Annotated in this window: 17 protein-coding genes; 2 read left to right on the top strand and 15 right to left on the bottom strand. The window is 56.2% G+C overall.

Going from position 1 to position 25174, the window contains the following annotated elements; translation table 11 throughout:
• Nucleotides 1-3: 3 nt before the first annotated feature.
• Nucleotides 4-843, bottom strand: coding sequence for a tryptophan 2,3-dioxygenase (kynA, locus tag FIV46_RS08120; protein WP_139940296.1), 840 nt, complete (start codon nucleotides 841-843; stop codon nucleotides 4-6).
• A gap of 116 nt (nucleotides 844-959) precedes the next feature.
• Here kynA and FIV46_RS08115 point away from each other — a divergent pair, with 116 nt between their 5' ends.
• Both FIV46_RS08115 and FIV46_RS08110 read left to right on the top strand, forming a co-directional pair.
• Nucleotides 960-1856, top strand: a complete 897-nt coding sequence (locus tag FIV46_RS08115) for a LysR family transcriptional regulator (RefSeq protein ID WP_139940294.1) — start codon at nucleotides 960-962, stop codon at nucleotides 1854-1856.
• A gap of 241 nt (nucleotides 1857-2097) precedes the next feature.
• Nucleotides 2098-4677 carry a LuxR C-terminal-related transcriptional regulator gene (locus tag FIV46_RS08110; RefSeq protein ID WP_181163124.1) on the top strand — a complete coding sequence of 860 codons (2580 nt, stop codon included), beginning with the start codon at nucleotides 2098-2100 and terminating at the stop codon, nucleotides 4675-4677.
• Here the strand turns inward: FIV46_RS08110 and FIV46_RS08105 are convergent.
• From FIV46_RS08105 to FIV46_RS08040, 14 genes are all read right to left on the bottom strand, one after another.
• Entirely contained in the window at nucleotides 4622-5902 is a 1281-nt protein-coding gene (locus FIV46_RS08105; RefSeq protein WP_139940291.1) for a purine-cytosine permease family protein, read from the bottom strand. The genes FIV46_RS08110 and FIV46_RS08105 overlap by 56 nt on opposite strands.
• A 58-nt stretch (nucleotides 5903-5960) precedes the next feature.
• Nucleotides 5961-8102, bottom strand: a complete 2142-nt coding sequence (locus tag FIV46_RS08100; protein ID WP_181163123.1) for a TonB-dependent receptor — start codon at nucleotides 8100-8102, stop codon at nucleotides 5961-5963.
• A gap of 35 nt (nucleotides 8103-8137) precedes the next feature.
• Nucleotides 8138-9226, bottom strand: coding sequence for an S-methyl thiohydantoin desulfurase family protein (locus tag FIV46_RS08095; protein WP_139940287.1), 1089 nt, complete (start codon nucleotides 9224-9226; stop codon nucleotides 8138-8140).
• 6 nt (nucleotides 9227-9232) lie between these two features.
• Nucleotides 9233-10819, bottom strand: coding sequence for a hydantoinase/oxoprolinase N-terminal domain-containing protein (locus FIV46_RS08090; RefSeq protein WP_139940285.1), 1587 nt, complete (start codon nucleotides 10817-10819; stop codon nucleotides 9233-9235).
• Between the two features lie 421 nt (nucleotides 10820-11240).
• On the bottom strand, nucleotides 11241-13562 hold the full coding sequence (locus tag FIV46_RS08085) for a TonB-dependent receptor (RefSeq protein ID WP_181163122.1): 2322 nt from the start codon (nucleotides 13560-13562) through the stop codon (nucleotides 11241-11243).
• A gap of 108 nt (nucleotides 13563-13670) precedes the next feature.
• Entirely contained in the window at nucleotides 13671-14810 is a 1140-nt protein-coding gene (locus FIV46_RS08080; protein ID WP_139940281.1) for a thiolase family protein, read from the bottom strand.
• Nucleotides 14811-14814: 4 nt separating this feature from the next.
• A complete protein-coding gene (locus FIV46_RS08075) occupies nucleotides 14815-15231 on the bottom strand; it encodes a Zn-ribbon domain-containing OB-fold protein (RefSeq protein WP_139940279.1) in 417 nt (138 codons plus the stop codon).
• Nucleotides 15228-16802, bottom strand: a complete 1575-nt coding sequence (locus tag FIV46_RS08070) for an ATP-dependent acyl-CoA ligase (RefSeq protein WP_139940277.1) — start codon at nucleotides 16800-16802, stop codon at nucleotides 15228-15230. Before FIV46_RS08070 ends, FIV46_RS08075 begins: the two co-directional genes overlap by 4 nt.
• Before the next feature lie 3 nt (nucleotides 16803-16805).
• Nucleotides 16806-18893 carry a hydantoinase B/oxoprolinase family protein gene (locus tag FIV46_RS08065; RefSeq protein WP_181163121.1) on the bottom strand — a complete coding sequence of 696 codons (2088 nt, stop codon included), beginning with the start codon at nucleotides 18891-18893 and terminating at the stop codon, nucleotides 16806-16808.
• A 19-nt stretch (nucleotides 18894-18912) separates the two neighbouring features.
• Nucleotides 18913-21078 carry a hydantoinase/oxoprolinase family protein gene (locus FIV46_RS08060; protein ID WP_139940274.1) on the bottom strand — a complete coding sequence of 722 codons (2166 nt, stop codon included), beginning with the start codon at nucleotides 21076-21078 and terminating at the stop codon, nucleotides 18913-18915.
• 17 nt (nucleotides 21079-21095) lie between these two features.
• Nucleotides 21096-21965: a hypothetical protein gene (locus FIV46_RS08055; protein ID WP_139940272.1), complete on the bottom strand. Its 870-nt coding sequence runs from the start codon at nucleotides 21963-21965 to the stop codon at nucleotides 21096-21098.
• 4 nt (nucleotides 21966-21969) lie between these two features.
• Nucleotides 21970-22308 (bottom strand): acetone carboxylase subunit gamma, encoded by a 339-nt coding sequence (locus FIV46_RS08050; protein WP_139940270.1) that lies wholly within the window; start codon nucleotides 22306-22308, stop codon nucleotides 21970-21972.
• A 1-nt stretch (nucleotide 22309) separates the two neighbouring features.
• Nucleotides 22310-24343 carry a hydantoinase/oxoprolinase family protein gene (locus FIV46_RS08045; RefSeq protein ID WP_181163120.1) on the bottom strand — a complete coding sequence of 678 codons (2034 nt, stop codon included), beginning with the start codon at nucleotides 24341-24343 and terminating at the stop codon, nucleotides 22310-22312.
• Between the two features lie 61 nt (nucleotides 24344-24404).
• A complete protein-coding gene (locus FIV46_RS08040; RefSeq protein WP_181163119.1) occupies nucleotides 24405-24983 on the bottom strand; it encodes a TetR/AcrR family transcriptional regulator in 579 nt (192 codons plus the stop codon).
• Nucleotides 24984-25174 lie beyond the last annotated feature (191 nt).

Below are 25174 nucleotides of genomic sequence, written 5' to 3'. Positions count from 1 at the left end.
AACCTAGAGTCCGGTCCGCACGGTCCAGAGTTCCGGGAAGAACCGCAGATCCAGCGCCTTTTTCAGAAAGGCGACCCCACTGGTGCCACCTGTTCCATGGCGGAAGCCGATGATGCGCTCCACTGTTTTCATATGACTGAACCGCCACATCTGAAAATTATGCTCCAGGTCCACCAGCTTCTCGGCCAGCTCATACAAGGACCAATATTTTTCAGGGTCGGCATAAACCTTGGCCCAGGCATCCTCTACGGCCTGGTGCGGTTCGTAAGGCAATGCCCAGTCCCGATCAAGATGGCCTGCCGGAATATCAAAACCGTTGCGGTCTAAAACCTGCAGGCACAGATCATAGAAACTCGGCGCTTCGAGGACAGACTTCAACCGGTGGTAACGTTCGGGCATGCCTCGGTGAACTTCCATCAGCGCCGCATTCTTATTGCCGAGGGCATATTCTATTTCCCGGTACTGGAAGGACTGAAAGCCCGAACTTTGCCCCAGACCGTCCCGGAAACTCAGGTAATCGGAAGGCGTCATAGTCGACAATACGTCCCAGCTTTGACGAAGCTGCGCCTGGATGCGGGACACGCGCGCCAGCATCTTGAATGAAGCCCCGAGGTTATCCCTGGAAACCTCCCTCATGGCGGCACCAATTTCATGAATACAGAGCTTCATCCACAACTCAGAGGCCTGATGTATAATAATAAACATCATCTCGTCGTGGCTGTCTGTCCGCAAGTTCTGACTGTCCAGCAAACGGTCAAGATCAAGATACCCGCCATAGCTGATATCCTGGTCCCAGTGAATAGCTTCGCTGGCCAGGTCTCTGTTATCTGAAAACTCTTTCATACTCATTCCTGCCTATATCGCTCTCTGTTGACAGGATCCTAGCGGTAAAATAACTTGAGTGCATTTAATTAATTTTAACAATATAATGAATTTTTTTCATAATAAAGGACACACCCATGATACGATTGGGGCTGCATCATATCGCGATGATCAAAAGCCTGGGCATGACAGGAAACGTCTCGGCGACGGCGCGGGAATTAGGGCTTGGTCAATCAGCCGTAAGCCACAGGATGAAAGAAGCCGAGAGACGCGCCGGCGCCTCACTTTTCCGGCGCGAAGGCCATTCGATTGCCCTGACCCAGGCTGGCCGGCGATTGTTAGGCGCCGCGGCAAATATACTGTCCGAACTCGAAAGTGCCGAGAAAGACATCGAGCAGCTCTGCAGAGGCGTTGACACAATCATCCGCATCGGCGCGGCCTGCTATGCCGGTTTTGGTTGGTTTCCAGGTTTTCTGAAATCCCTGGAAGCACGGCACCCAAACTGCACGGCTGAAATCGTGGCTGAGACGTCGGAAGATCCGGCCGCATTGCTCGCAACCAACAGCGCTGATATGGTCCTGACGGCGACCCCCGTTGAACGGCCGGACATCAAATGCCTCAAGCTGACCGATGACAGACTTGTCGCAGTGATGGCTTCGGGCCACCCCCTGACTCACAATAATGTAGCCGATCCCAGGGACATCATAAACTATACCTATGTCACCCATCATACTTATCCTGAAAAAGGCAGGGAATATGAGACCATTTTCAGACCATTAAACCTGTTGCCCAAACGCGTGATCAGCGCGGGCAGAACGCAGGCCTTGACCGAAATCCTTTTGACAGGCGAAGCCGTGACAATTTTACCTGAACTGGCTATTGGCAACCAGGCAAGGCGACTGGGGCTGCGCCTGCTCCCTATTCTGAGTGACCCAAAACCGGTCGCCTGGTACGCTCTTTTCAAGCCGAAAAGCAGAAATGCGTCGATGGAGGAAGAATTGATGAGACTCCTACAGGAATCGATTCGTAAATAGTCTTTCCCGTGGATCAGATGTAGTACATCCCGCCTGCCTTTGGGTATCGCCTTCCACGGGCTCTGTTGCTATACTGCTCCATTACATGTATCCGTAACAGAAAACATATTCACAAATGGCCGAAACCCAAGCCGATAACGCATTCTTCCCTGCCTGGCTGCTCCACTCCAAAACCTGTGCTGCACAGCAATCCTTACCCGTCCTGCATCGGAAGGAACTCTGCCGTATTCTGAATCAGGGATTGAATAAAAAACTTTCCCTTGTCATTGGGCCTGCCGGATATGGAAAGTCAACGCTTCTCGGGGACTGGTACGGGGATCTTCAGGCAGACGGAATTGCCGCAGGGTGGCTGAATCTTGACGAACAGGATAGCGACCCGGGCCTATTCGCCCTTTACCTGGCCTATTCCCTGGCAGAGGCCGGTTTGTATGAAGAGATCAGCCGGCTTCAACCGGAAGGCTTCAGCGACAACACGAAACCAACCGTCACCATCGGTGTTCTTCTTTCCGCGATAAGAAACTATGACGAGCGGATTGTGCTCATACTCGACGGCGTGGAAAACCTGCCGGAACAATGCATAGAGCAGATACTGGATCCTGTTCTGCTTTATATGCCGGACAACCTGCATCTTGTACTCGCAGGCCGGCACTGTGGAGACCTGCCATTATCCAGGCTCAAGCTTCAGGGGCAGGTCACGGAAATTTCCGGCAACGACCTCAAATTCACACCCTTCGAAATCGAGGAATTCCTGGATGGTTACCTGGAACGGAAGGATATCGCCCGGGTTGCCGAAAAACTGGAGGGCTGGCCCGCGGCAGTTCAATTGGTAAGAAACATCCTTGCGGAAAACAGCGACCCGTCCCAGGCCCTGACATCCTATAGCGGGGCAGAGAAAAACACGCGCGACTATATTATCGAAACCGTATTTTCACCGCTTTCTTCCCTGCAAAAAGGCCTTTTGCTGGATTTCTGTATCTTCGAAAATATTGATCGGGATATCCTGCAGGACATGCGGCCGGAAGGCGACGTCCTGGCTCTATTGGGCACGTTGAACAGTCTTGACGGCCAGTTCCTTTACATCAGTGGTCCAGCAGAAAATAGTTATCGGATACACCCCTTATTACGTGAGGCCCTGATCTCTCATCTTGAAGAGACAAACCCTGCACATTTCAGGGAAATTCACCGCAAGGCAGCGATGATGTATAGCGACACCGGGGACATCATCCAGGCCATCAAACATTCCCTGAAAGCCGGCACACCAGAAATCGGCGCCATAGCCGTTGAAAAAGCCGGGGGGGTCATGTTGTGGAACAAGGAGGGTATGTCCCGTATCCGACAAGCCGTCGCCCTGCTGCCGGAAGAGGTCTATCGAGACCATCCCCGGCTGCATCTGGCCAAGGCCCTTGTCTGCCTGAAAGACGGCCACCTGAACGACGGCCGCCACATCTTTGACCAGGTCACCCGACAAATCGAGGAAAGCGGAACCGCACCCACCACCGAGCTGGCCTATGACCTGGTGGTAATTTCCTCCACACTCTCCGTCTATGACGGCACCCCCCTGACCGAACAGGTCACCGACCAGATCGGCGACTATATCAACAATTCAGACCTGATCGACAAGGTCCAGATCGGCTTCGCACAGACCGTCGTCTGTATTTCCAGCCTGCAGAAAGGGGACTATGAAACGGCAAAATCCGTCGGCGCCCAAGCCGTTGCCCATTTCCAGAAATACAACTCCGTCTTCGGAGAAGTCTATATCTATATTCACATGGCCAGCGTGGCCCTGGCAGAGGGAGAACTGGACGAAGCACAGGATTACCTGACCAAGGTCCAGAACAACCAAAGAAAATATTTCATCGACGACAAGGACATGCGCCTTGTGTCCAGCATTCTGCGGGCCGAATTACACTATGAAAGAAACGAGTTGAACAGCGCCGCCCGGCTGTTGAAGGATATCAATCACCGGTTGGAAAACGGCGAAGCCTGGTATGAAATCTATGCTTCCGGCTATACTGTATCCACCGCCCTCGCCTTTCTGACAAAAGGCCTGGAGGCTTGCCTCAGCCTGGCCGATGAGTCATCAAAATACATCAAAAGGGAAGGACTGAAGCGCCTCAATCGTTTGGTCGTCGCCAACAAAGCGGGATATCTGTGCCGGTCCGACCTGGTCAGCAAGGCACGAAAACTTATTCAGCAGAACAATCTGACCTTTGAGGAATATCGCCGAAACCACGGCGAAGAATTTTCCGCACGGGAAAAATATGGCGTACTCCAGGCCCTGGTGCGCCTGCTGATCGCTGAGAAGCGTTATGACGAAGCCATTCCGGAACTGCGCCGACTGATTCAGAAAGCCCGTCGCGACCGCCACCCCCAGACAGAACAGAAGTACCGCCTTTTTCTCGCAATTGCCGGTTTTGAAAGCGGTCAGAAGCAGCCCGCCTTCCGGGAACTGGACAAGGTTTTGAGCTTTGTGCGCCAGAAGGGCCTGCTGAGGTTCATGCTGGATGAAGCATCCTTTGTTCTGCCCCTGCTGTCGGCCTATTGCGAAGACGCCAAAGCCGCTGAAAGGGATCACGCCAGATATATACTTTCCTGCGTTGAGGAAACCGCTCCCGCCAATGACAAAATCATCCTGACACGCCGGGAAAACCAGATGCTGGAACAAATTGCCGAAGGCCATTCAGATAAAATCATCGCCCGCAACCTCGACGTGTCCGAGAATACGGTGAGGTTCCACCTTAAAAACCTGTTCAAGAAACTGGATGTCAAAAACCGGCGTCTGGCCGTTGTCGAAGCAAAGCGCCAGTTGCTTTTGAAATAAGCGCGTAAAACAACATGGCGAGAAGCAGGGAATCCAGCGCCGGCACGAAAGTCAGCGACATCTGCGCGCGGGCCAGGAAGAAACTGATCCCGGCAGACAAGCCCCATGTCAGCATGGCAACGGGGGAGACGCTCTTTACCGTCCGGGGCAGCCGAACCAAAAATTGGGATATATAAATTCCTGCGACCGGCGGGATGAAAATCCCCAGGAAAACCAGAAAACCGATCAGATGCGTCATAATACCGGACAGGGCGAACAGGCCGCCTATTGTACCAGCCACCACTGCCAGCCGTTTGCCGGTAAAAGCGGGTATCGCCTGGCTGAGGCCAAGGCAGCTAGAATAAAGATTGCTGACATTGGTGGTCCAGCTGGCAAAGATCATCATCACCAGCGCCGGAATGCCAAAGCCCACGGCAAACATGTTGTCGATCAGGCTGACCTGACCCGTCATCAACACGGGAAGGCCCGCAAGCACCAGCACAAGGCTTGAGGCAATGCCATATCCGCCCCCGGATGCGGTGACGACCTGGCCGGGACGACGGATAAACCGCGCGAGGTCCGGCACAATTGTAACGCCGACCATAAGGGCGCCGACAACCATTGAAACCATTTCCCCGAATGCCGCCGGCGCACCTGACGGTTCGGCGAACCAGATATCCCGGAAACTGTAATCCGAAGCGATAGCGACCACACCGCCCAGCAGAATGACAAACATCAGCGGCACGGTAAATTTGCTGAGCAGGTCCATCGCGCGAAAACCGTAGATGGTCGTCGACGTCATCAGCAGACATCCGGCAACGATACACAATTGTACCGGCAGATAAATCCCCGTCAGTTCGAGAAACGCCTTGGCAACCGCCTCGGCGAAAAAGGCGACGGTAACGCCAAACCACCCCAGCAGAGTGAGCGCGATGACAAAACTGATAATCCGGCTGCCGAGCGGTCCAAAGGAGGCGTCCAGAATTTGATAGGTGCTTTGCCTGCGGGTCACCGCAATATACATGGCCGCCATGCCGACAAGGGAAATAATCAGATCCCCGGTCAAAATAGCGGCCAGACCGGTCCGTGTGCCGACAGAGGACATTATGCTCGCGCCCACAAGAAAAGCCGGCAGGGTGATGGTCACTCCGACGATGATCATCGCCACATGCCAGCCGTCTACAAGCTGGTTCCGGGCAACGGTTATTTCCGCGCCATGGGCATCCAGCAGGTCACTCTCACTCATATGATTTTCCTGGAATCGAAAACCCCGGCATCTGGAAGGGATACCGGGGTTATTTGGGTCAGAAGCTTGCTGTCAGTTCAACACCGTAGGATCTCGGCAGGCTGTTGGAGCGGACGTAACCGGTCCCGACAAAACCGAAATCCTCGGCCTGGCGCTCGTCAAACAAGTTGTCGGCGAATGCCCCGATTGACCAGTTGTCGGTCTGGAACTTCAGGCGGACGTTCACATAGTCCTTTTCGCCCACTTCGTTGGTTGTTCCGGTGCCGTCCAGGATCAGATAGCTTCCCTGGCGCCGGTAATCGACACGGGCGTTGACGTCCCATTTGTCAGTGATCGGGCGTGAGTAGCTCGCTGACAGGTTTACCGAATAATCCGGGGTTCCCGGTGAACGACCTGCATCCTTGATTTTGGCATCGGTAATCCCGAGGCCACCGCTCAGTTCCAGGCCTTCGGCCACCAGGGCCACGAACTCCAGTTCACCGCCATTGATGTTGGATTCCGGAATGTTGGTGGTCTGACGGAACGGCGGCGTGTTGATCACCGTAGTCAGTTGCTGGTTGGAATAGTCGATATGGAAAATCGCCCCATTCAGGCGCACCCGACCACCGGCAAGCGTGGTTTTGAAACCGACTTCATAGTTTTTGGTGCTTTCCGGCGCCGTCAGGTTGCCGGTGTTGTAGAAACCGAAACGGAACCCTTCCGCATAAGTCACATAGGTCATGATATCGTCAGTCCAGCTATAGGCCAGCTGTACTTTGGGCTGCCACTTGTCATTAGTGGCCTCCTGGGTGAGATCGGCGGGGTCGCCGGACAGGGAGACAGGCGTTTCCAGCGTTGCATCGCTGTAGCGGGTGGTGTCAAAGCTGTCCTTGTCATACCGCAGGGCCGCCGTCAGCTCCAGTTTTTCGGTGATATCATAGTTGACCTGCCCGTAGACGCCCCAGGCCTCGTCATTTCGTACGTCGGGCATATAGGCGAACGACAGCAGATTGTCCTGGATGTCTCCGCCACCTGCCAGCACAGCCCCGATATCCAGCACGTTGACAATCTGGCGATCCAGGTAGGAAGCGCCAACCATCCAGCGCAGCCGCTGATCGGAATCCGAGGTAAAGCGGACATCCTGGGTAAAGCTTTCAATATTGTCTTCCAGATACTGATAGCCGTCAGCAAAGGGATCCCCGACCCCGCCCACGGGAAAGCCGAGGATGGAGAATGCCGGCGGCTTGTCAAAGCTGGTGGAGCCGAAGAGATTCTGGTTGATATCGCTATAGCCGGTCACGGAAGTAAGAGTACCGAGTTCGGTCTCCCAGTCGATCTTGGCGGAGAATTCCGTCATATCCCGGTTTTCCTCGCCAACGATACCGCGTGCCGGGCCGGGTGCGGCGGCAGTGTCGAATTCGTCAATCAGGTCGGCACTGGACACCAGTTCCTGGTCGGCGGCCCCCGCAGTGATGTCGGAGTAGGACCCGCGCAGATCAATGGTCAGATTGTCAAAGTCAAAAATCAGGCGGCCTTTGATAGAAGCCTGCTCTTCAAAATCCAGACCGACCCCGTCGGTACTCTCGATCAGGCCGTCAGTGTTGCGATAGTAACCGCCAATGCGGAACAGAACCTTGTCCTCTACAATCGGACCGGAAACGGCGCCGGACAGTTTCACATCATTGCCATTACCGTAGGACGCCTTGGCGGAATATTCCATGTCGTTGGTCGGCTTCTTGGTCACCACGTTGATGGCCCCGGCGATGGCGCCCGCACCATACAGCGCGCCCTGCGGTCCCTTCAGAACCTCGATCCGCTCCACATCGGTCAGGGCGCCCTGGTTGATGGCGTCGAGCGATCCGGCCTGCACCCCGTCAACCACGTAAGTCACCGGCGCCCAGCCCTGCTGACCGGTGGTGATACCGCGGATGGTCAGAAAGGTTACCCCGGCGCGGAAGGTCTCGCGAATGTTAATGTTCGGGGTCAGGTTGATGAAATCCTCGACCGTATCGATGCCGGCGTCTTCAATGGTCGCCGCACTGAAGGCGGTCACGGAATCCGGCACCGCCTGCAGATTTTCCTCCCTTTTACGGGACGTGACGACGATTTCATCCAGAACCATCGTGTCTGCACTTTCCTGTGCCGCAGTAACATTCGGCGCAATTAAAGTCATTGAAAGCGCCGTGGAGGCGATCAGTCCTTGAACAGTTTTATTCAGCATGGTGTATGCTCCCTTTTGGGTTTGATTGTTTATACTCATTTCAGTTCTTCAATGGGGGTAAATTCCGCATCCAGCCCGAACTTGTGCGGACCGAAGACTTCGAGCGCTTCCGGCGTGCGCATGATCGGGGCGGCGGATGTGCCGATTACCTTCAGTCGCTGTCCGTAGCGCAAATGTTCGACCGGCACCGGCTCTGCCGTTTCCCGGTCAATCATGCAGATCAGATCCGGTACAATGGCCCGGATTTCCCCGTTTTCCCGGGCGACAAGATGTTCATTCTGGAAGGTTACTTCCATCTTCCTGCCGGAGTTATCCAGCGCCTCGAGATGGCAGTGGCCGATGGCGAACCCGCGGGTGGTTTCCCGCTTCAGGTCGGTGACCTTGCCGTCGAACAGAACCTTGGCGTGATTGTAGTAGGGCGTCGTCCTGAGATAATCGATCAGGCGATCCACCGGATTTTCCTTCAGGCGTCCCTCGCGGATTGCCTGCCCGATGCCGAGCGCCAGCGACATGGTCCCATGCACGGCATAGTCCTTGACCTGCTTTCCGGTCAGCGGATAGGCGGAAATCATCACACTGAGCCCCATCTGGATCGCCACGGCGCGGACAAAGTCCTCTGCCCGCTTAGCATCATGGGTTTCCACCACAACGCTGTTAAGATGCTCATCGGTGATCACCAGCGGCGTCGCCGAACAGCCGTATACGCTGAAGGTGACCATCTGGATTTCCGGGAAAGCGCGCCCCATACCATCCGCATCGACAAGCGGAAGTCCCAGACGGGCCGCCGCCATGATCGGCAGGGTGGAATTTACACCGCCAATTTCTATGGGCATAATGGCGTCCGCCTTTCGCCCGAGCTTTTCTTCCAGCCGGTTGATGGCAAGATCCAGGTCTTCCCCGCTGCATCCTTTTTCCAGCAGCACCGGCGGCGAGCCCAGCATAGCCGCAGTCAGCACATTGGCGTCATCATCCAGTTCATCTGCTGTTATGACTTTTGGCGCGCCATACTGTTTGATCGCATTTTCAGCGAGAAGCCGACCGATATAGGGATCGCCTCCTCCGCCGGTACCCAGAAAAGCGGCGCCGCGGGCAAAGTCTTCCATGTCTTCGAGTCTGATTTCCATTGCCCGTTACTCCTTTTCCGCCTTTGCGGACGACTTGTTCAGAAATTCAAGGTCCAGTTCGCCCACCGCCTTGACGCGCAGGCGGACGGCGCCTCCCGGCACATAAGCCAGCGGCACCTCCTCGATATCCACAATTTCAACAGTTTCCCGCTCGGCACCGGCAGCGACTGCCTGTTCTGTGGCCTCCTCCCGTGCCCGGGCGATGGTGGCGTCCCGGCCAAGATTTTCATAGGAAAAGACTTTGTCGATTTCCCCGCCGATCTGGGCGATGGCCGCGCCGATCGCATTGGCCACGGATGCATTTTCAGGGATAATGGTATCGCTGGTCCCGGGAATATCCCGACTGATCAGTACGGAACCGCCCCCGACAAGGATCAAAGGCACCGGCTCGCCGCTGGTTTTCATCCGGTCCACCGCAGTTTCTACAATGCGATGGATTTCATCCACCGCCTTCGACACCAGACCGGCATCCAGCCCCCTGATGCCCGCCGGATCGCCCATCTCCGCATATCCCGCCGCCACGGCAATATCGCTGCTGGTCAGGGTGTCCCCGCCAAAAACCAGGCCTTCCTCGAGAAGGCGGTAGCCGACCGACTGAGGCCCGACCCGAACCGTTCCGTCATCTTCCTCACGCACCAGACTGCCGCCGCCCAGTCCGACCGCCAGGATGTCAGGCATACGAAAGTTTGTGCGCACCCCGCCGATATCGGCGGTCACGGATGATTCCCGCGGATACCCGTTGATCAGCATACCCACATCGGTCGTGGTGCCGCCGATATCCGCGACAATGGCGTTCTTGACCCCGGACAGATAGGCTGCGCCGCGCATGCTGTTGGTGGGGCCGGAGGCAAAAGTCATCACCGGATATTTCTCGACGAACTCTGCGTTCATCAGGGTGCCATCGTTCTGGCTGACATAGAAAGGCGCCTTGATGTTGAGTTTAACCAAGGCCTGGTGGAAAGACGCCACCACGTCGCGCGCCAGTTCGGCAAGCGACGCATTCATGATGGTGGCATTTTCCCGCTCCAGGATACCGATCCGGCCGATGGTGTGAGACAGGGAAAGGCTCACCTCCCCCATATGTTCTTTCAGGAGCTCTGCGGCCCGCTCTTCCATATCGCCGTTAACGGAGGAAAAGAGCGCCGTAATGGCTACAGTGCGAATGCCTTTTGACTTGAAGTCCTCGGCCGCAGCAATCACCGCCTCTTCATCCAGGGGCACATTCACCCGGCCATCGTATTGATAACCGCCCCGGATAAGCTTGATGTTGTCCCCGACCGTTTCGGCAATATCCTGCGGCCAGTCGAGCAAGGGCGGCAGCGCCTGGGCCGCCGGCAGGCAGATGCGCAGCACACCGACAGGCAGCAACTTTTTCCGCTCGACAAAGGCATTGGTAAAATGGGTCGTGCCGATCATCACGCAGTGGATTTGATCTGCGGATACTGTCGCATCTGCCATCACCTTGCTGATCGCAGCAATGATACCGTCTCCGACATCCAGAGTCGTCGGCATCTTGCACCAGGCGAGTACTTCCTTTCCTTTCAGAAGCACTGCATCTGTGTTGGTCCCCCCCACATCTACACCAATACGCATTGTGTCTGTTTCCTTCCTGAACTCGTTTTTTCTATTCTTTAAAAGACTTGCCCCTTACATCAACGGATCAAAAAGGTAGGTTTTATGATATTTTCGGTAGGTTCTATAAATTTGGCATTCGGAGTAATACCCACTATTTTATGTAGTAATTATACAACAAACACCATTTACCCCCTGCGGGAACCCGATACACGAATAGACGGATACTCCCTGTCGGAGAAAGAACAGTCTGGAAAACTCTGGAGTGTTTTTAGGAATGTTGGTGCGGCCGAGAGGCACTGGTACTTGCCTATAATTCAACAGGATAAAGGAAGAAGTGCGCAACTTTTGCGCATTTTTCGCTGCTCAAATTTTTATCCCTGCCGGTCACAAAAAAAAGTGCGGCCGAGGCCGCACCTGAAGTTGGAAGACTTTCCGGTTCCTAGAAGGAACGGGAGATAGAGACACCCCATTCTGCCGGACGACCGTAAACCGCGTTGCGGAAACCGAATGAGGGGACAGATTCCGAGCTGGTCACATAGACCTCGTCGGTAATATTTGTGCCGAATGCGGCAACCTGCCACAGTTCGCTGGCATCTTCCCAGGTCAGCCGGGCGTTCAGCAGTGTATAGGCATCCTGCTTGATCTCCGGCGTGTTAAAGGGATCGTTATAGAAACTGCCACGATGCATCAGATCGCCGCGTAGCGTCAGGCTGCCCATGTCACCCAGGTCAAAGCGATACTGGGCACCGGCATTGAGCGTCCATTTCGGGGCCTGGGGCAGCTTATTGTCGGAGGAGTAGCCGACAGACTCTGCCAGATAGGTGTATTTATTGTCCATATAACCGACACCAAGGTTAAGGTCCAGATTGGCAGTCGGACGGGCGACCACTTCCGCTTCCACTCCCCAGATTTCCACATCGCCGGCATTATCCACGGTCAGTAACAGGCCGCCTGTGTTGGGATTGACCGAGTTGGAGGACAGCTGCAGGTCATTATACTGACTGAAGAAAGTGGCCACATTCAGGGTCATCCGGTTGTCAAACAGCCGGGATTTGACGCCAAGCTCATACGCTGTCAGGTTTTCCTGACCATAGGGTTTGAATTCCAGCGGGTCCAGCGGACGCGGGTTCCAGCCGCCAGACTTGAAGCCCTTGGAGAAGGAAGCATAGAGCAGCACATCGTCATTGACGTGATAGTCAAGCCCCACCTTGGGAGTGAATTTGGACCAGCTCTGCTCGTCGGTTGTCGGCGGTGTGGCGATCTTGCCGGAATTGGGGAAGACGGAGTCGATGAAATAGACTTTCTTCTCCCAGGAATAGCGACCGCCAAGGGTCAGGCTCAACTGGTCGGTCAGGTCATAGGTCAGATGGGCAAAGGCCGCCCAGTTATCTGTGTCCAGCGCTGTAATCGGGTGAACATCCAGGTCAAACACAGTGTTATAGGGGTTTCCGGCACCGCCGGCACAGGGCGCCGGGAATGCCGCCGGACAAGTAAAGCCCGGCACCAGCGGAATAAGGGCCGCCGGCAATGCTTCCAGGGCATCAAAAAGACCGGAGCCCAGATAGGTGGTGTTGACGTCGTTAATATCCTCGTTGAAGTAATACCCCCCCAGCAGCCAGTTCAGCCGTCCGTCCATGGCGGTGCCGCTGAGCTGAATTTCCTGGCTGAACTGTTTCTGGTGCTGTTCCTCGTCGGTATGAACAATCGGGAACGGGGTGTAATCCATATCCACCTGGATGGTGGCATCCATCTCCCGGTAGCCGGTCACGGAGCGAACCGCCAGATTGTCCCCGGCCTGCCAGTCAACGGTCAGGGTGCCGCCCCAGGTATCGACGCTGTCCTGGGTCGGACCGGTGCCGTTGGACAGATAGGGGTCGCCCGTCACCCAGCGATCATCAAACAGGCTTCCGGCCGGAAGCCCGAGCTCCGCCGCCACCATGGCCGCAGCCACACCATTGTACAGGGCATAGAGACCGCTCGGATCATCAAAGGTCCCCAGCAGGGTTCCCGGAGTACCATTCTGGCGGATTTTGGTGCCGTCAAACGACAGATAGACTTCCACATCGTCAGAGGCGAGCCAGTTCAGGCCGGCCCGGAAAGTATCCAGATTGGTATCGCCCAGGTCGAGCCCGTCAGAGACCCGCTTGCTGTAACCATCCTGGTTTTTGGTCGCCGCCGCGATCTTGCCGTAGAGCTTGTCCTCGGCGATGGGGAAGTTGATATTTCCTTCCACATCAATACGGTTACGGCTGCCGGTAGTCGCCTTGATGCGTCCTTCCAGGTCGCCGCGCGGACGCGTGGTGGTCACATTGATGGCGCCGCCAATGGTGTTCTTGCCATAGAGCGTACCCTGCGGGCCGCGCAGAATTTCAACCCGCTCGATGTCGGCAAGATCAAGCATGCCGCCGACACTGCGCGCAACATAAACCCCATCCACATAGATACCTACACCGGGATCTGTCGGGAAGATAAAGTCATTCTGGCCCACACCGCGGATAAAGACGGCAGCGTTCGAGCTACCACCATCGCCACGGCCGTGGTTGATATCCACATTAGGCGTTACATTGGACAGGCTCTGCAGATTGACCAGCGACCTGGCCTCCATGCTGCTTGTGCTGAAGGCTGTGACCGAAATCGGCGTATCCTGCAGGCTTTCCGTCCGCTTCCGGGCAGTCACAGTAATTTCCTCGAGGGTCACAATCTCCTCATCTGCAGCGACGTCATCCTGCGCCACGGCATACTGTCCGACGCTCAACGCCACCAGTGCCGTTCCTAGAGCCAGCCGGGCCCTTCTGTTAAATGCGTTTCCTCGATATGTCTGTTTCATCATTGTCTCCTCTTATAATTTGTCTTCCCGAATTCGTTCCTGTCATCTGGACAAAAGAACTATGGTGCAGGACTTGGTATCCCCTGCCTTGTCGCCGCCCATGCAATGGGCCAGCGCTGTCCGGCAGTCCTCCACCTGCCGTTTTCCGGCTTCATGGCGCAATTGCGTCACAAGCTCCGAAATCTGTGCGACTCCGGTGGCCGCAATGGGGTGGCCGCGACTGAGCAGTCCGCCGGATACATTCACCGGCACCCGTCCGCCGAGTCCGGCCTGACCGCTTTCGACAAAGTGGCCGCCCTCTCCCGGCGCACAGAGCCCGAGCGCCTCGTAATGAAGAATTTCCGATATGCTGAAGGCGTCGTGACACTCGACGAGATCGATGTCTTCCGGCCCGATCCCGGCTTTGGCATAGGCTTTCTCGGCTGTCAGATAGTCGGTCTTCCAGCGGGCCAGATCCTGCTTCTCGTCGTAGATCCCCGAGGCAAGAACTACCGCCTCCACCTTGATGGTACGGTCAAACTCGGCGGCCACCCGGTCACTGGCCAGGATCAGGGCAGAGGCCCCGTCGGCGATGGGGCAGCATTGGGAGCGCGTCAATGGATCGGCAATCATGGGCGAGGCCAGCACCTGCTCCACCGTTTCCGGTTTGCGCAAGCGCGCACCGGGGTTTAGCGCAGCGTGCCCGCGATTTTTCACGGTCACGGCTGCAAGCTGCTCCATGGTGGTGCCATATTCATGCATATGGCGCTTGGCCCTGAGAGCAAAGGTTGCCGGCGTTACCATACCGAGCAGGGTATCCAGTTCCGTCGCCCCGCTGTTGATCAGACCAAAGCCCGGCACACACATTTTTTCTGCGCCCATCACAAGGGCAATATCGCATTCCCCCGCCTTTATCGCGTTGACCGCCAGATAGAAGGCCGTCGAGCCGGACGTGCAGGCATTCTCCACATTCACCACCGGGATCTCGTTAATCCCGGCGGCCGCCATGACATTCTGGCCGACCGTGGTATCGCCGAACAGGATCGGCGCCAGTGCATTGGCGAAATAACAGCTCTCGATCCTGTCCTTGGATATCCCGGCATCCTTGAGAGCCCCGATCAGCGCCTCCATACCAAGTGAAACGATCGATCGTTCTAGATGCTGCTCAAAAGAAGTCGTAGATGTCCCGATTACATAAACCATGTGATTACTCCCCGTGTCCGATGACGCTGAAACAGGGTCTGAGGCAGGGTTCCTTGGCGAGATTGACGCCGAGCGGCAGAATTTTCAGGGATACCGGGCTACCGATTTTAGCCCGATCCGCAGTCGCGGGATCGATCAGGGCGAAAATCCGCAGCGGCGTTTCCTCAAGGTCGACCCAGGCGACGGTATAGGGCTGCGGCAGTCCCATCGGCGGCTTGGTCCGCACAGAAGTGACACTCTGAATAGCACCCTGCGATCCGATTTTCCTGCGCTCCATTTTTTGCAGACACTGCGGACAGTAATCCTGGAAAGGATAATGAAAATGGCCGCAGGCAGGGCAATGACCGCCCAGCAACTGGGGATTTACATCGTTGGTAAACACACCTTCCATGACCGGCGGCAGATTATGTTGTTCGGTCATGCCACTTTCTCCCTTTCCCGGTCATATGTATCAGCTGTCACGCCCTCATCACGCAGACGGAACTTCTGCACCCGTTCGGTGGGGGTCTTGGGCAACTTGTCCATAAACCTCACATAACGCGGCACCATGAAATACGCCATCTGTTCCTCACAGTAGGAAACCAGCTCTTCTGCAGTCAGTGATTGACCCGGTTTCAGAACCACGCAAACCATGACTTCGTCTTCTCCGAGTTCTGATTTGGCCGCAATGGCCGCGGATTCCATCACCTTTTCATGACTGTTGATGGTACGCTCCACTTCAAAGGAGGAAATATTCTCCCCCCGCCGCCGGAGCGCATCCTTCTTGCGATCCACGAAATAATAGTAGCCGTCTTCGTCCCGCTGCAGATAATCCCCGGTATGGAACCACAGATCCTGCCAGGCTTCGACGGTCTTTTCCGGCATCCTGTAATATTCCAGCATCATGGCGTGGGAATGGAGCGGCCGGATCAGGAGCTCGCCCGGTTCATCGGGCCCCACTTCGTTACCGTCATCGTCCACCAGCTTGACCTGGTAACCAGGATTGACTGTGCCACAACTGCCGGGCCTGCGATCCTTGAGACTGGTGTTGAGCGGCGCGCCGATCTCGCTCATGCCGTAGCCTTCGACAAGCTTGACATTAAAGCGTTTTTCAAACTCCTCGAACACCTGCTTGTTGGCCCCTGCCCCGACCAGAACCCGAAGCGGGTTGTCCGCATCATCCGGCCGCGGGTCCGCCTTGAGCAGGATCGCAAGAATGCCGCCGATATAGTTGAATTCGGTGCAGCCATACTTCCGCACATCATCCCAGAAAGCACTGGCGGAAAAACGGTTCTTCAGCACCATACTGGCGCCGCTAATCAGGGCCGGCATGGTGGACAGGGTCTGGGCATTGCCGTGAAACAGCGGCAGGGCGTTATACAGCCGATCTTGGGAAGTATACTCCCCCATACCGCAGATAATTTCCGCCATGACAAGCTGGTAATTATGCGGCACCACCGCCCCCTTGGACGGGCCTGTGGTACCGGAGGTAAACATCATAGCGCAGGGATCAGACGGCAGGACAAGCGGCGCATCGAACGTCCCGTCATTGTCGACCAGCCGATCATAGTCCTGCACATTATCGCCGAGGTCGCCTACCGGGCCGCCGAGGACAATTACCTTTTTTACGGTCTCGAGCTCCCCGAGCACCGGGCGCAGTTGATCGGCAAAACAGGCTTCCATGATGATCGCTTCGCAATCCGCCTGGTTGATCATATAGGACAATAGCTGACCCTTGTGCGCAGTATTGACCGGCACCTCGACAGCCCCCAGCTTGCACAGGCCAAACCAGCTGAACAGAAACTCCGGCCGGTTGGTCATCATGATGGCGACCTTCGTGTTCTTTCCGATGCCCAGCCCGGACAGCCCCGCCGCAACCCGGTCAGCGGCAGCGTTGATCTCCCCGTAAGTCCAGCTGTCGTCCTCGAAGAAGAGAAAGCTTTCCCCTTCCCGTTCCCGGGCAAGCTGTTCGACAACACCATGAACGGTGCGATGTTCAAACTCGATCGTCATGGGTCAGCTTGCCAGCTTCTGCAGGACCGGTTTTGCTTCGGTCATTGTCGTATTCGGGATTGGATAGTCGCCGTAATATTTCAGGATATGCTGCGGCGGAGCCTGTTTAGACCATTCAGTCATAAAGTCATCATAACTCTTGCCGCCCCTGATCCGGTTTCGGCGCACCTCATCCCGGGCTTTCCGGGTACCGTCCTCATCGAGACGCAGGCTCTCTTCATCATAAACCACATGATAAACATTGCGGGCCGCCCAGTGGGACACCAGGCCGTCAGCCAGATCCTTCAGCACGCCTTCCGGTTCACGCTCCAGCACATCGCCATACCCGGCGCCCCCACCGGCATAGGCATACATGGTGTCGCCGTCAAAGGCCGGCTCGACCACCATGCTGATATTATCATGCTCCATGGCGCCCTCTTCCGGATTACCGTCCTCAAAAATATCGGCAAGGCTGTGCGGCAAACGCTGGTCGCTGTGGGACAACAACTCCTTGAAGTTGCTGCCCTTGACCTTGCGCAGGAACAGGGTCGGCAGGCCGTAGCCGCCAAACAGCCCCTGGGTGGTCGGGAACTTGGAACCACCGCCATGGGACCCCAGCATGAAATTCTGGGTATCATGAACGATCAGGCCATAGCCCACGCCGGCGCCGCCACGGAATTTCCCGTGGCCGTAGCTGTTGTTGAAATAATTGCGGAAGCTGTACATGATCGGATTGCCTGCCTCGGTGGTTTCCACATCGGAACAGTCCGCCATGGTGGCAAAGAAGGCGCCGGCGGCATTCACCCCGTCCATATCGAAGCGCGCGCCGCAGCCAGTGGCGTTGATTTCCGGCGTGATGTCAGCCACCGGCTCACCAAACTGGTTAAGCCCGGCGAACATGGGAATGGAGAAGCCGCTGAACCAGCAGGCCACCGACCGGGACGGATCGGATGAATAGGTCATACGAGCGCCGCACTGGAACATGCCGTGGGTAAAGGTGATCTGCACCAGCGGCGCGATCGAGGTCGCCACATCGCCCTTGGCATTGATGAAGCTGTTATCCGGAAACTCCCAGTCAATGGCTTCCAGCAGACCATTGTTCGAGGGTAAATCATGGAACAGCCAGCCGCAGAAATACACCATCGAGAGACCGATAATGCCCTGGAAATAACTGTTGGCGGGCGTATCCGGCACCAGCGGCGAGCTGTGTTCCAGATTCATGGTAATCTTGTCGCCCTTCTTGATGATGGTCAGATCAACCTTGAGAAGGCCGTTTTCCTCCCCCAGCGTATCCAGAAAACGGGGCTGGCGATAGATACCGTCATTGAGCTTGGCGACCTTTTTCTTTGCCGCCTCACCGGTCACCGCCAGCACCTTGCGCAGGGAACCGAGGAAAAAGTCGACCCCCTTTTCCTCAACCACTTCCAGGATACGGCGCTGGGCGATACGGGTTGCCGCCAGGCGTGCCTTGATGTCGAGGATCATGGTGCGGGGGTCGCGGTTCATGGCCGCGAACATGTTGAGCAGATCTTCCTTGAGCTGATAATTCTCGCCAATCTTGATCGGCGGACAGAGCAGGCCCTCATCATACTTGCTTTTGGCAGCCGTCACCGTTCCACCGGGTTCCGAGCCGCCGCATTCACCGGTATGCACCGCGGCGCCGACAAAACACAGCAATTTTCCCTCATGGAAGACCGGTACAGCCAGTCCCATGTCAGCGTTATGCACACCGCCATAAAAGGGATCGTTATAGAAGAAACTGTCTCCGTCGCTGACACCAACAGAGGGCTCCTTAACCCAGTGCTTGACGATATATTTCAGCGGCAGCTGGCCAAGAACGGCATGGTGATAAATCCCCGTGGCACAAATGGACAGGTCGCCCTGTGCGGTAAAGATTCCAAAAGCTACATCACCAAAACGCATGGCGCTGGAAGCCCCGAGACGCATGGTGTTTTCCTTGCCCTCCAAGCCGATCATATGCATCTTGTGTTTGAAAATCTCAAACTCCACATCGTCGATTTGGTTCTGGGCGGCGGCTTCCTCAGCCGTCATCGGCTCAGGGCGAAGGTGATGCACGATTTCCGTGTCGCGTCCGTATGACATTGATAGCATTGTAATTCTCCCTGATATTTTAAGAAACTTGTTCCATGACGCAGTTACGCCAGGCGTCCATACTGAAGCGCCAGCCCGGGGCGACCACATAGGTGGTTTCCGGCGATTCAATAATGACCGGTCCCATGATCTCGTTACCCGGCATCAGGCCGGCATAGTCATAAACCGGAGTTTCGACAAAGCCGTCCTCCGGCGACCAGTAGACCGGCCGTTTTTCGGTTAATGCCCCTGCATCAGGCTCCGGACTCGCCATCTCACCCGGCGCAATGGGGTTGTCCGTTGGTTTGACGGCTGCGGTCAGTGCAAAATTTTCCACATTGATGCCGCCGGACGGAAAAGTGGCTTCCGGTGAGTAGATCTCGCCATACTGGCGGGTGAATTCCTCACAGATCGCCTGTACGTCATCAACGCTTGTGAGTTCGATCTTGTCGGTCCGCACCTTGGTCATGTTATACTGGCTGCCGTAGCGCATGTTCAGTTCCAGCTGGAATTCCATCTGGCTCTCACCATAGCCCTCCAGTTTCAGGTCCCGGGTCGCCAGATCCTTGAGTTCCCGGGTCACACTGTTGAAAGCATCAAGATCAGACAAGTAGGACTGTGTGCCCCAGTTGAACAGTTTCAGGGACCGGGACTTGTCCCAGATTTCCTTGATCTGCATGGTGGAGGCGCCATACGCCCCGAACACGGAGGATTGACGCGGCGCAATGATCTTTTTCGCCCCGATATAAGGTCCGAACCCACAGGCGTGCGCCCCGCCGGCGCCACCACAGGCCAGCACCACAAAAGTGCGCGGGTCATGCCCCTTGAGGGCCACCTCGTTGAACACTTCCTGTCCCATACGGGCATCCACAAGGGTGCGAATACGCCAGGCGGCTTCCTCGACGGAAATGCCGAGCGGGCCGGCGATCTTTTCCTGAATGGCCTCACGGGCAAGATCCACATCCAGGAACATTTCCCCGCCGAGATAATTGTCCGGATTATACAGTCCCAGTACCAGATCGGCGTCGGTCACCGTCGGCTCGGTGCCGCCCTGATCGTAACAGACCGGTCCGGGCATGGAGCCGGCGGACTGCGGGCCGATTTCCAGGGCGTTGTCCATCAGTTCGTTGATCCAGGCGATGGAGCCGCCACCGGCGCCGATGGATTTGACCTCAATGGCCGGAATATTGGTCCGCCAGCGGTCGATCACCGGAATGAAGTCATGGGCCTTGATTTCGCCATCCTCAATCAGGCCGATGTCAAAGGAGGTGCCGCCCATGTCGGTAAAGACGATATTTTCATCCCCGGACATCTGGCCCAATACAGCTGAGCCGTGCAGCCCGGCGACCGGACCCGCATTGTGAGTGAGCACCGCCCGGGTACGGGAGGCTTTCTTGGTACCGCCGGTGTTGTGCACCAGGGTCAGCGGCTTCTTGTAGCCACCGTCGCGCAGTTCATTACCGAGCTTGTTCAGCTCATCGGCCATCACCCCGTGGATATAACCGTTCACGACCGTGGTCATGGTGCGGGTATATTCCCCGGCGGTCGGTGAGATATCGGAGGACAGGATCACGGGCATGGAGCCGAGGTAGTCCTCGGGATATTCCTCCTCAATCACTTCCTTGATCAACCGTTCATGTTCCGGATTGACGAAGGACCACAGCAAGGAGACCACAAACCCCTGAGCGCCGCGATCCACCAGCAGCTGAAGTTTTTCCAGAATTTCTTCTTTCTTCAGCGGGGCAATCACTTTGCCGGCATAGTCAATACGTTCGCGAACACCGACCACCATATCGTGCTTGATCAGCGGCTCCGGCTTCTGGATCCGGGCCTGATCACGGCCTTCCTGCCAGCCGAGGCCATCGGCCCAGCTGCGGGCACGCCCGACATAGATGGTGTCTTCAAATCCAGCCGTGGTGATCAGCCCGAGTTTCGGCCCGGTGCGTTCGATCAAAGCATTGGTACCGACCGTGGTGGAATAGCGCACGGAATTCACATCGCTGAGAAAGTCACCAATCTTCAGTCTTTGCTGGCGCGCCAACAGGCCCATGCCTTTCATGAAGCCGACAGACAAATCGTAATGCGTCGTCGGTGTTTTGCAGGTATGGGCTTCGCCGTCCCTGCTGATACAGAAAAAGTCTGTAAAGGTCCCCCCGACGTCTATCCCGACGCTGTATTTCCCTGAGTCTGAAACCATTTTATCCATTGTATGTTCCCGATATTTTATCCGTTGAGATCACCGACCAGGGCCAATACGGCCTCCAGATCCGTCTCCGGAGTAAGTTCATTCATTGCGGTATAGAGATAGTTCACATCACCCAGCTGACTGGCGTATTCTCCGGCCAGCTCTCGCGCCCGGTCCGTCTGCTCGAAGGGCAGCGGCACACCGATCCCCTGCACATCAAACGCCAGATCCCTGACGGCATCGACCTCCGGCGCGTTGCCATCCCTGTCCGCGCCGAGCAGGATGAACGGCACTTTCAGCTTTGCCAGCGACGGCAGATCGGCGCTGTCATAGCCTTCGACAAAAATGCCGACCGGCACACTGAAATAGGACGCCATGTTCTTGAGCGTATTAAAGGCCTTGCGTTGGGGCGTTCCCATCCCTCCCTCGAACAGAGCTGCTCCTTCCCGGAACAGCAGCAGATCGGGACGGGACTTGCAGAAAGCTTCCGCCATGGACACCGTCACTTGTTTCAGGTCGGCCAAATGATCAGGAAAGCCGTCACCATGGATCGCCTGCGCCAGCGACAACGGTCCGGCCATGGCAGCAATGCAGCCGATATGCTCCTGTTCCGTCTGCACCAGGCGGCTGAAGGCCTCCACAGCTATTCCAAAACCTGTTCCTTCCAGCGGATCGTCCTTTACCGCCGCTGCGGCGGCAAGCGCGGGATCAAACCCCAGGATCAGACCACTGAGCCCGAGCAGGCGCGTGGCCTTGACCAGGCTGCTGCCCCATAGGGCCGGATCGGCGGTCATATCGCTGTAACTCAGACCGCCGACCCGGGCTGCCAAAAGTTCGGCAGCAGAAAGAAGGGCTCTTCCATCCGACACCTGCCCGGCCAGAAAGGCTGACAGATAAGCTTTTGTCATCATCTCACCTTTCGTTTGCGTATTTGGCTTTCAGGGCGTCGATATCCAGCTCGATCTCGTGAGTGAGCGGATGTCCCGGCGGAAGATATTCGTTTTCCAGCATGGTCCCGCAACTGGGGCAGTAGAACTCGACCAGCCGGCAATAGTCAGGATCAGGCATGAAGCTGTAAGTCGCATCGTCGGTCATGGGAGGATGTACTTCCTTCATGTCCCGCTCGGCGACCAAACAGCCTTTTTTGTAATTGTCCCGCGCGGCATAAAGTTCGTGACCGCAGCGGTTGCAACACCATTGCTCCTTCTCCAGATCAATATCGAGGCATTCCGTGATACGTATCTTGTCCATTTCAAACCTCCTCGAGAATAGCGTTGTTGAATTTGTCGACCGTCATTTTCCAGCCTTCCGGGACCAGGATGGTGGTCTTTTCGGATTCCACCAGCCCCGGACCGGCAATGACGGCATCGCGCCCAAGCCGGTCCCGGTCGTAGATCGGGCAGTCCACATAGTCGCCGGATTGACCGGAATAAAGCTGGCGTTTCGACTTGACCGCAGCTTCCACATCGTTGGCAATCTCCGGCAATTCCGGCAGCCGGTAGTGCGGCACTTCCGCCTGGGCCATCAGAGCGACAGTGGTCAGTTCAATGTCGCCGTCAACTGAAATCCCGTCATCCTGCAACGCCTGGATTGCCCGGGTAATGACGTCGTCAAAACCAGCAGCATCCTTGTAAAATCCTGCCTCTACGGCAATCATGGTTTCCCTGTCGCCGCCAGCCGGCCGAACAAAAAGCTGCAGTTCGGTAGAGAGTTCGCTTTCATCGAAGCCCTCACCGCGCATATCCTTTACCGCCTCCTGCCACATGGCCTCCACAGCCCGGTCAATTGTCTCTCCGGCCGCGTCAGGCGACAAGGTCACACCAGCGCGCCGGTAGTAGAGATGCCCCGCATCCATCAGCGAAGATGAATAAGCGGAAGATACCGCCGAGAAAGGCGTCATAATGATCTTCCTGACAGATGAAGCCGCCGCAATGTCACAGGCATGAAGCCCACCGGCGCCGCCATAGGCCACCACGACCGGCTCCACGCCGTCGTCGAAATTTTCAGCCACTTTGGAGATGGCCGCCCCCATGGCCCGGTCGACAGTCTGCTTGATCCGCCAGGCGGCTTCTTCAACTGAAATTCCCAATGGCTCAGCAATAGTACGGCCGATGACGTCACGGGCCTTTACCACATCCAGTTTCATGGAACCGCCGAGGAAAAAGTCAGGGTCCAGCACGCCCAGTATCAGGTTGGCGTCGGTCACGGTCGGTTTGGAACCACCGAGATTGAAACAGGCTGGTCCCGGCAGAGCGCCAGCAGACTGCGGCCCCACTTTCAGTTCACCGTCTTCAATATGGGCAATGGAGCCGCCGCCGGTCCCCAGCGCCAGGATGGACATCATCGGCAGGTTACAGGGAAACCCCTCCACATCGGGCTCCAGGGCGTAACTGGCCTGGCCGTCTTTTACATAACCGATATCAAATGACGTGCCGCCCATATCGGTGGAAATCAGGTTGTTAATGCCATAGAGCGCACCGATTTCACGAGCGCCAAGCAGACCGGCCGCCGGTCCGGAGTTATAGGTATTGATGGCGCGGGTCTTTGCAACACGGGCGACCGAAGCATTGTTATGCCCGATAAACAGGGTCTTGCGATAATGCCGCTGACGCAGGTCCTCACCCGCCTTGTACAGCAGGCGCGCCAGTTTGGAATGGATATAGGCGTTGAGCACGGCGCTGTTCAGGCGCTCTGTCTTCCCGGCCCGGGTTGAAATGTCGGAGGACAGGAAAACAGAAACGGAGCCCAGGTAGTCGCGAGGATACTCGCGCTTGATCACCTTGCGTACCAGCTGTTCATTAGCCGGGTTCAGTTCGCTGTTGGCGAAGGAGACCACCAGTCCGCGCGCCCCCCGGTCAATCAGGGCCTGGGCCGCCATCAGGATTTCTCCGTCGCGCGGGGCCTTGACCACATTGCCGGCGGCATCCGTTTCTTCTGTCAGGGACAGCACCATGTCGGGCGCCACCAGCGGGGATTTTCCCTCCGCATCCTCTGTCGGCGCCAGCTCTTCCATGCCGCCGGAGACGATCAGGCCGATCTTGGCCCCGTCCCGCTGGATGATGGAGTTGGTGCCGATGGTGTTGGAAAAACGGATGATATCCGTATCATACAGCAGGTCTTCGGTGGACACGCCATAGGCCTTCGCCCCGGCCGCGATACACTCCAGAAAGCAGATCGTCAGATCATGCGGCGTTGTCGGTACTTTGACCGTTCTTGCATCCCCGTCCCGAACCAGAAATCCGTCCGTGAAGGTACCGCCGGTATCAATATCTATTGTATACCCCATGAGTACTCCCATTAAATCCACAATGCTCCCGCTTGCGGGCGCACTGCGCCAAGTGTTACCGTCAGGATCCGCACATGCCGTGCATGACGAACCTGATTATCTCTTCATGAATCTCTTCTTTGCTCAGGCCGCCTTCCGGGTCGTACCAGCGCAGGTACCAGTTGATTGTGCCGAGCATGTTGAATGCCAGTATCTTGGGATGTTTGGTCTTGATCACACCGTGTGACTGCAAAAGACGAAGCTGTTCAACATAGATATCCAGGATTTCCTTCTGGATACGCCGGTTGATTTCCTTCCCTTGCGGAGAAAGCCGTTCTTCATCGATGAAAAAGATTTTGGATTCCCGCTGGTGAAGCGTTGATGCCGCCAGATGGGTCCGGAGCATCCGCTCGAACCGTTCCAGAGGCTCACCGTCGCCATGGGCCACGGCACGCAGCTTTTCCGGAAGTCCCTTTACGGAATATTCCAGGATCGCCAGCCACAATTCTTCTTTATTCTCGAAATAGTGATAGACGTTGGACACGCTCCGGTTAATTGCCTTGGCAATGTCGCGGATGGATGTCCCCACATATCCCCGTTCGGAGAATAAGTCGATAGCCGTTTCCAAAAGCTCATCCCTACGTTTTGTATTTTCTGACATTTTCATGCTCTCCCCTGAAGTTCACTCAAACTGGAACCTTACGCTTTTCTCTTTGGTCAGAGCAAATAAAAAATAACGAACGTTCGACATGATTAGATCGATCGTTCTAGTTAATTGAACATGAAATTCTACGCCTGTCAACAGAAAAATAGATCGATCGTTCTAGTTGATTTTTGTTTATTTTTTCCTTT

This window comes from Emcibacter nanhaiensis (assembly GCF_006385175.1).
Lineage (GTDB): Bacteria > Pseudomonadota > Alphaproteobacteria > Sphingomonadales > Emcibacteraceae > Emcibacter > Emcibacter nanhaiensis.
Note: the sequence above shows the minus strand (reverse complement) of the source record. Positions and strands in the feature narration are given on the sequence as shown.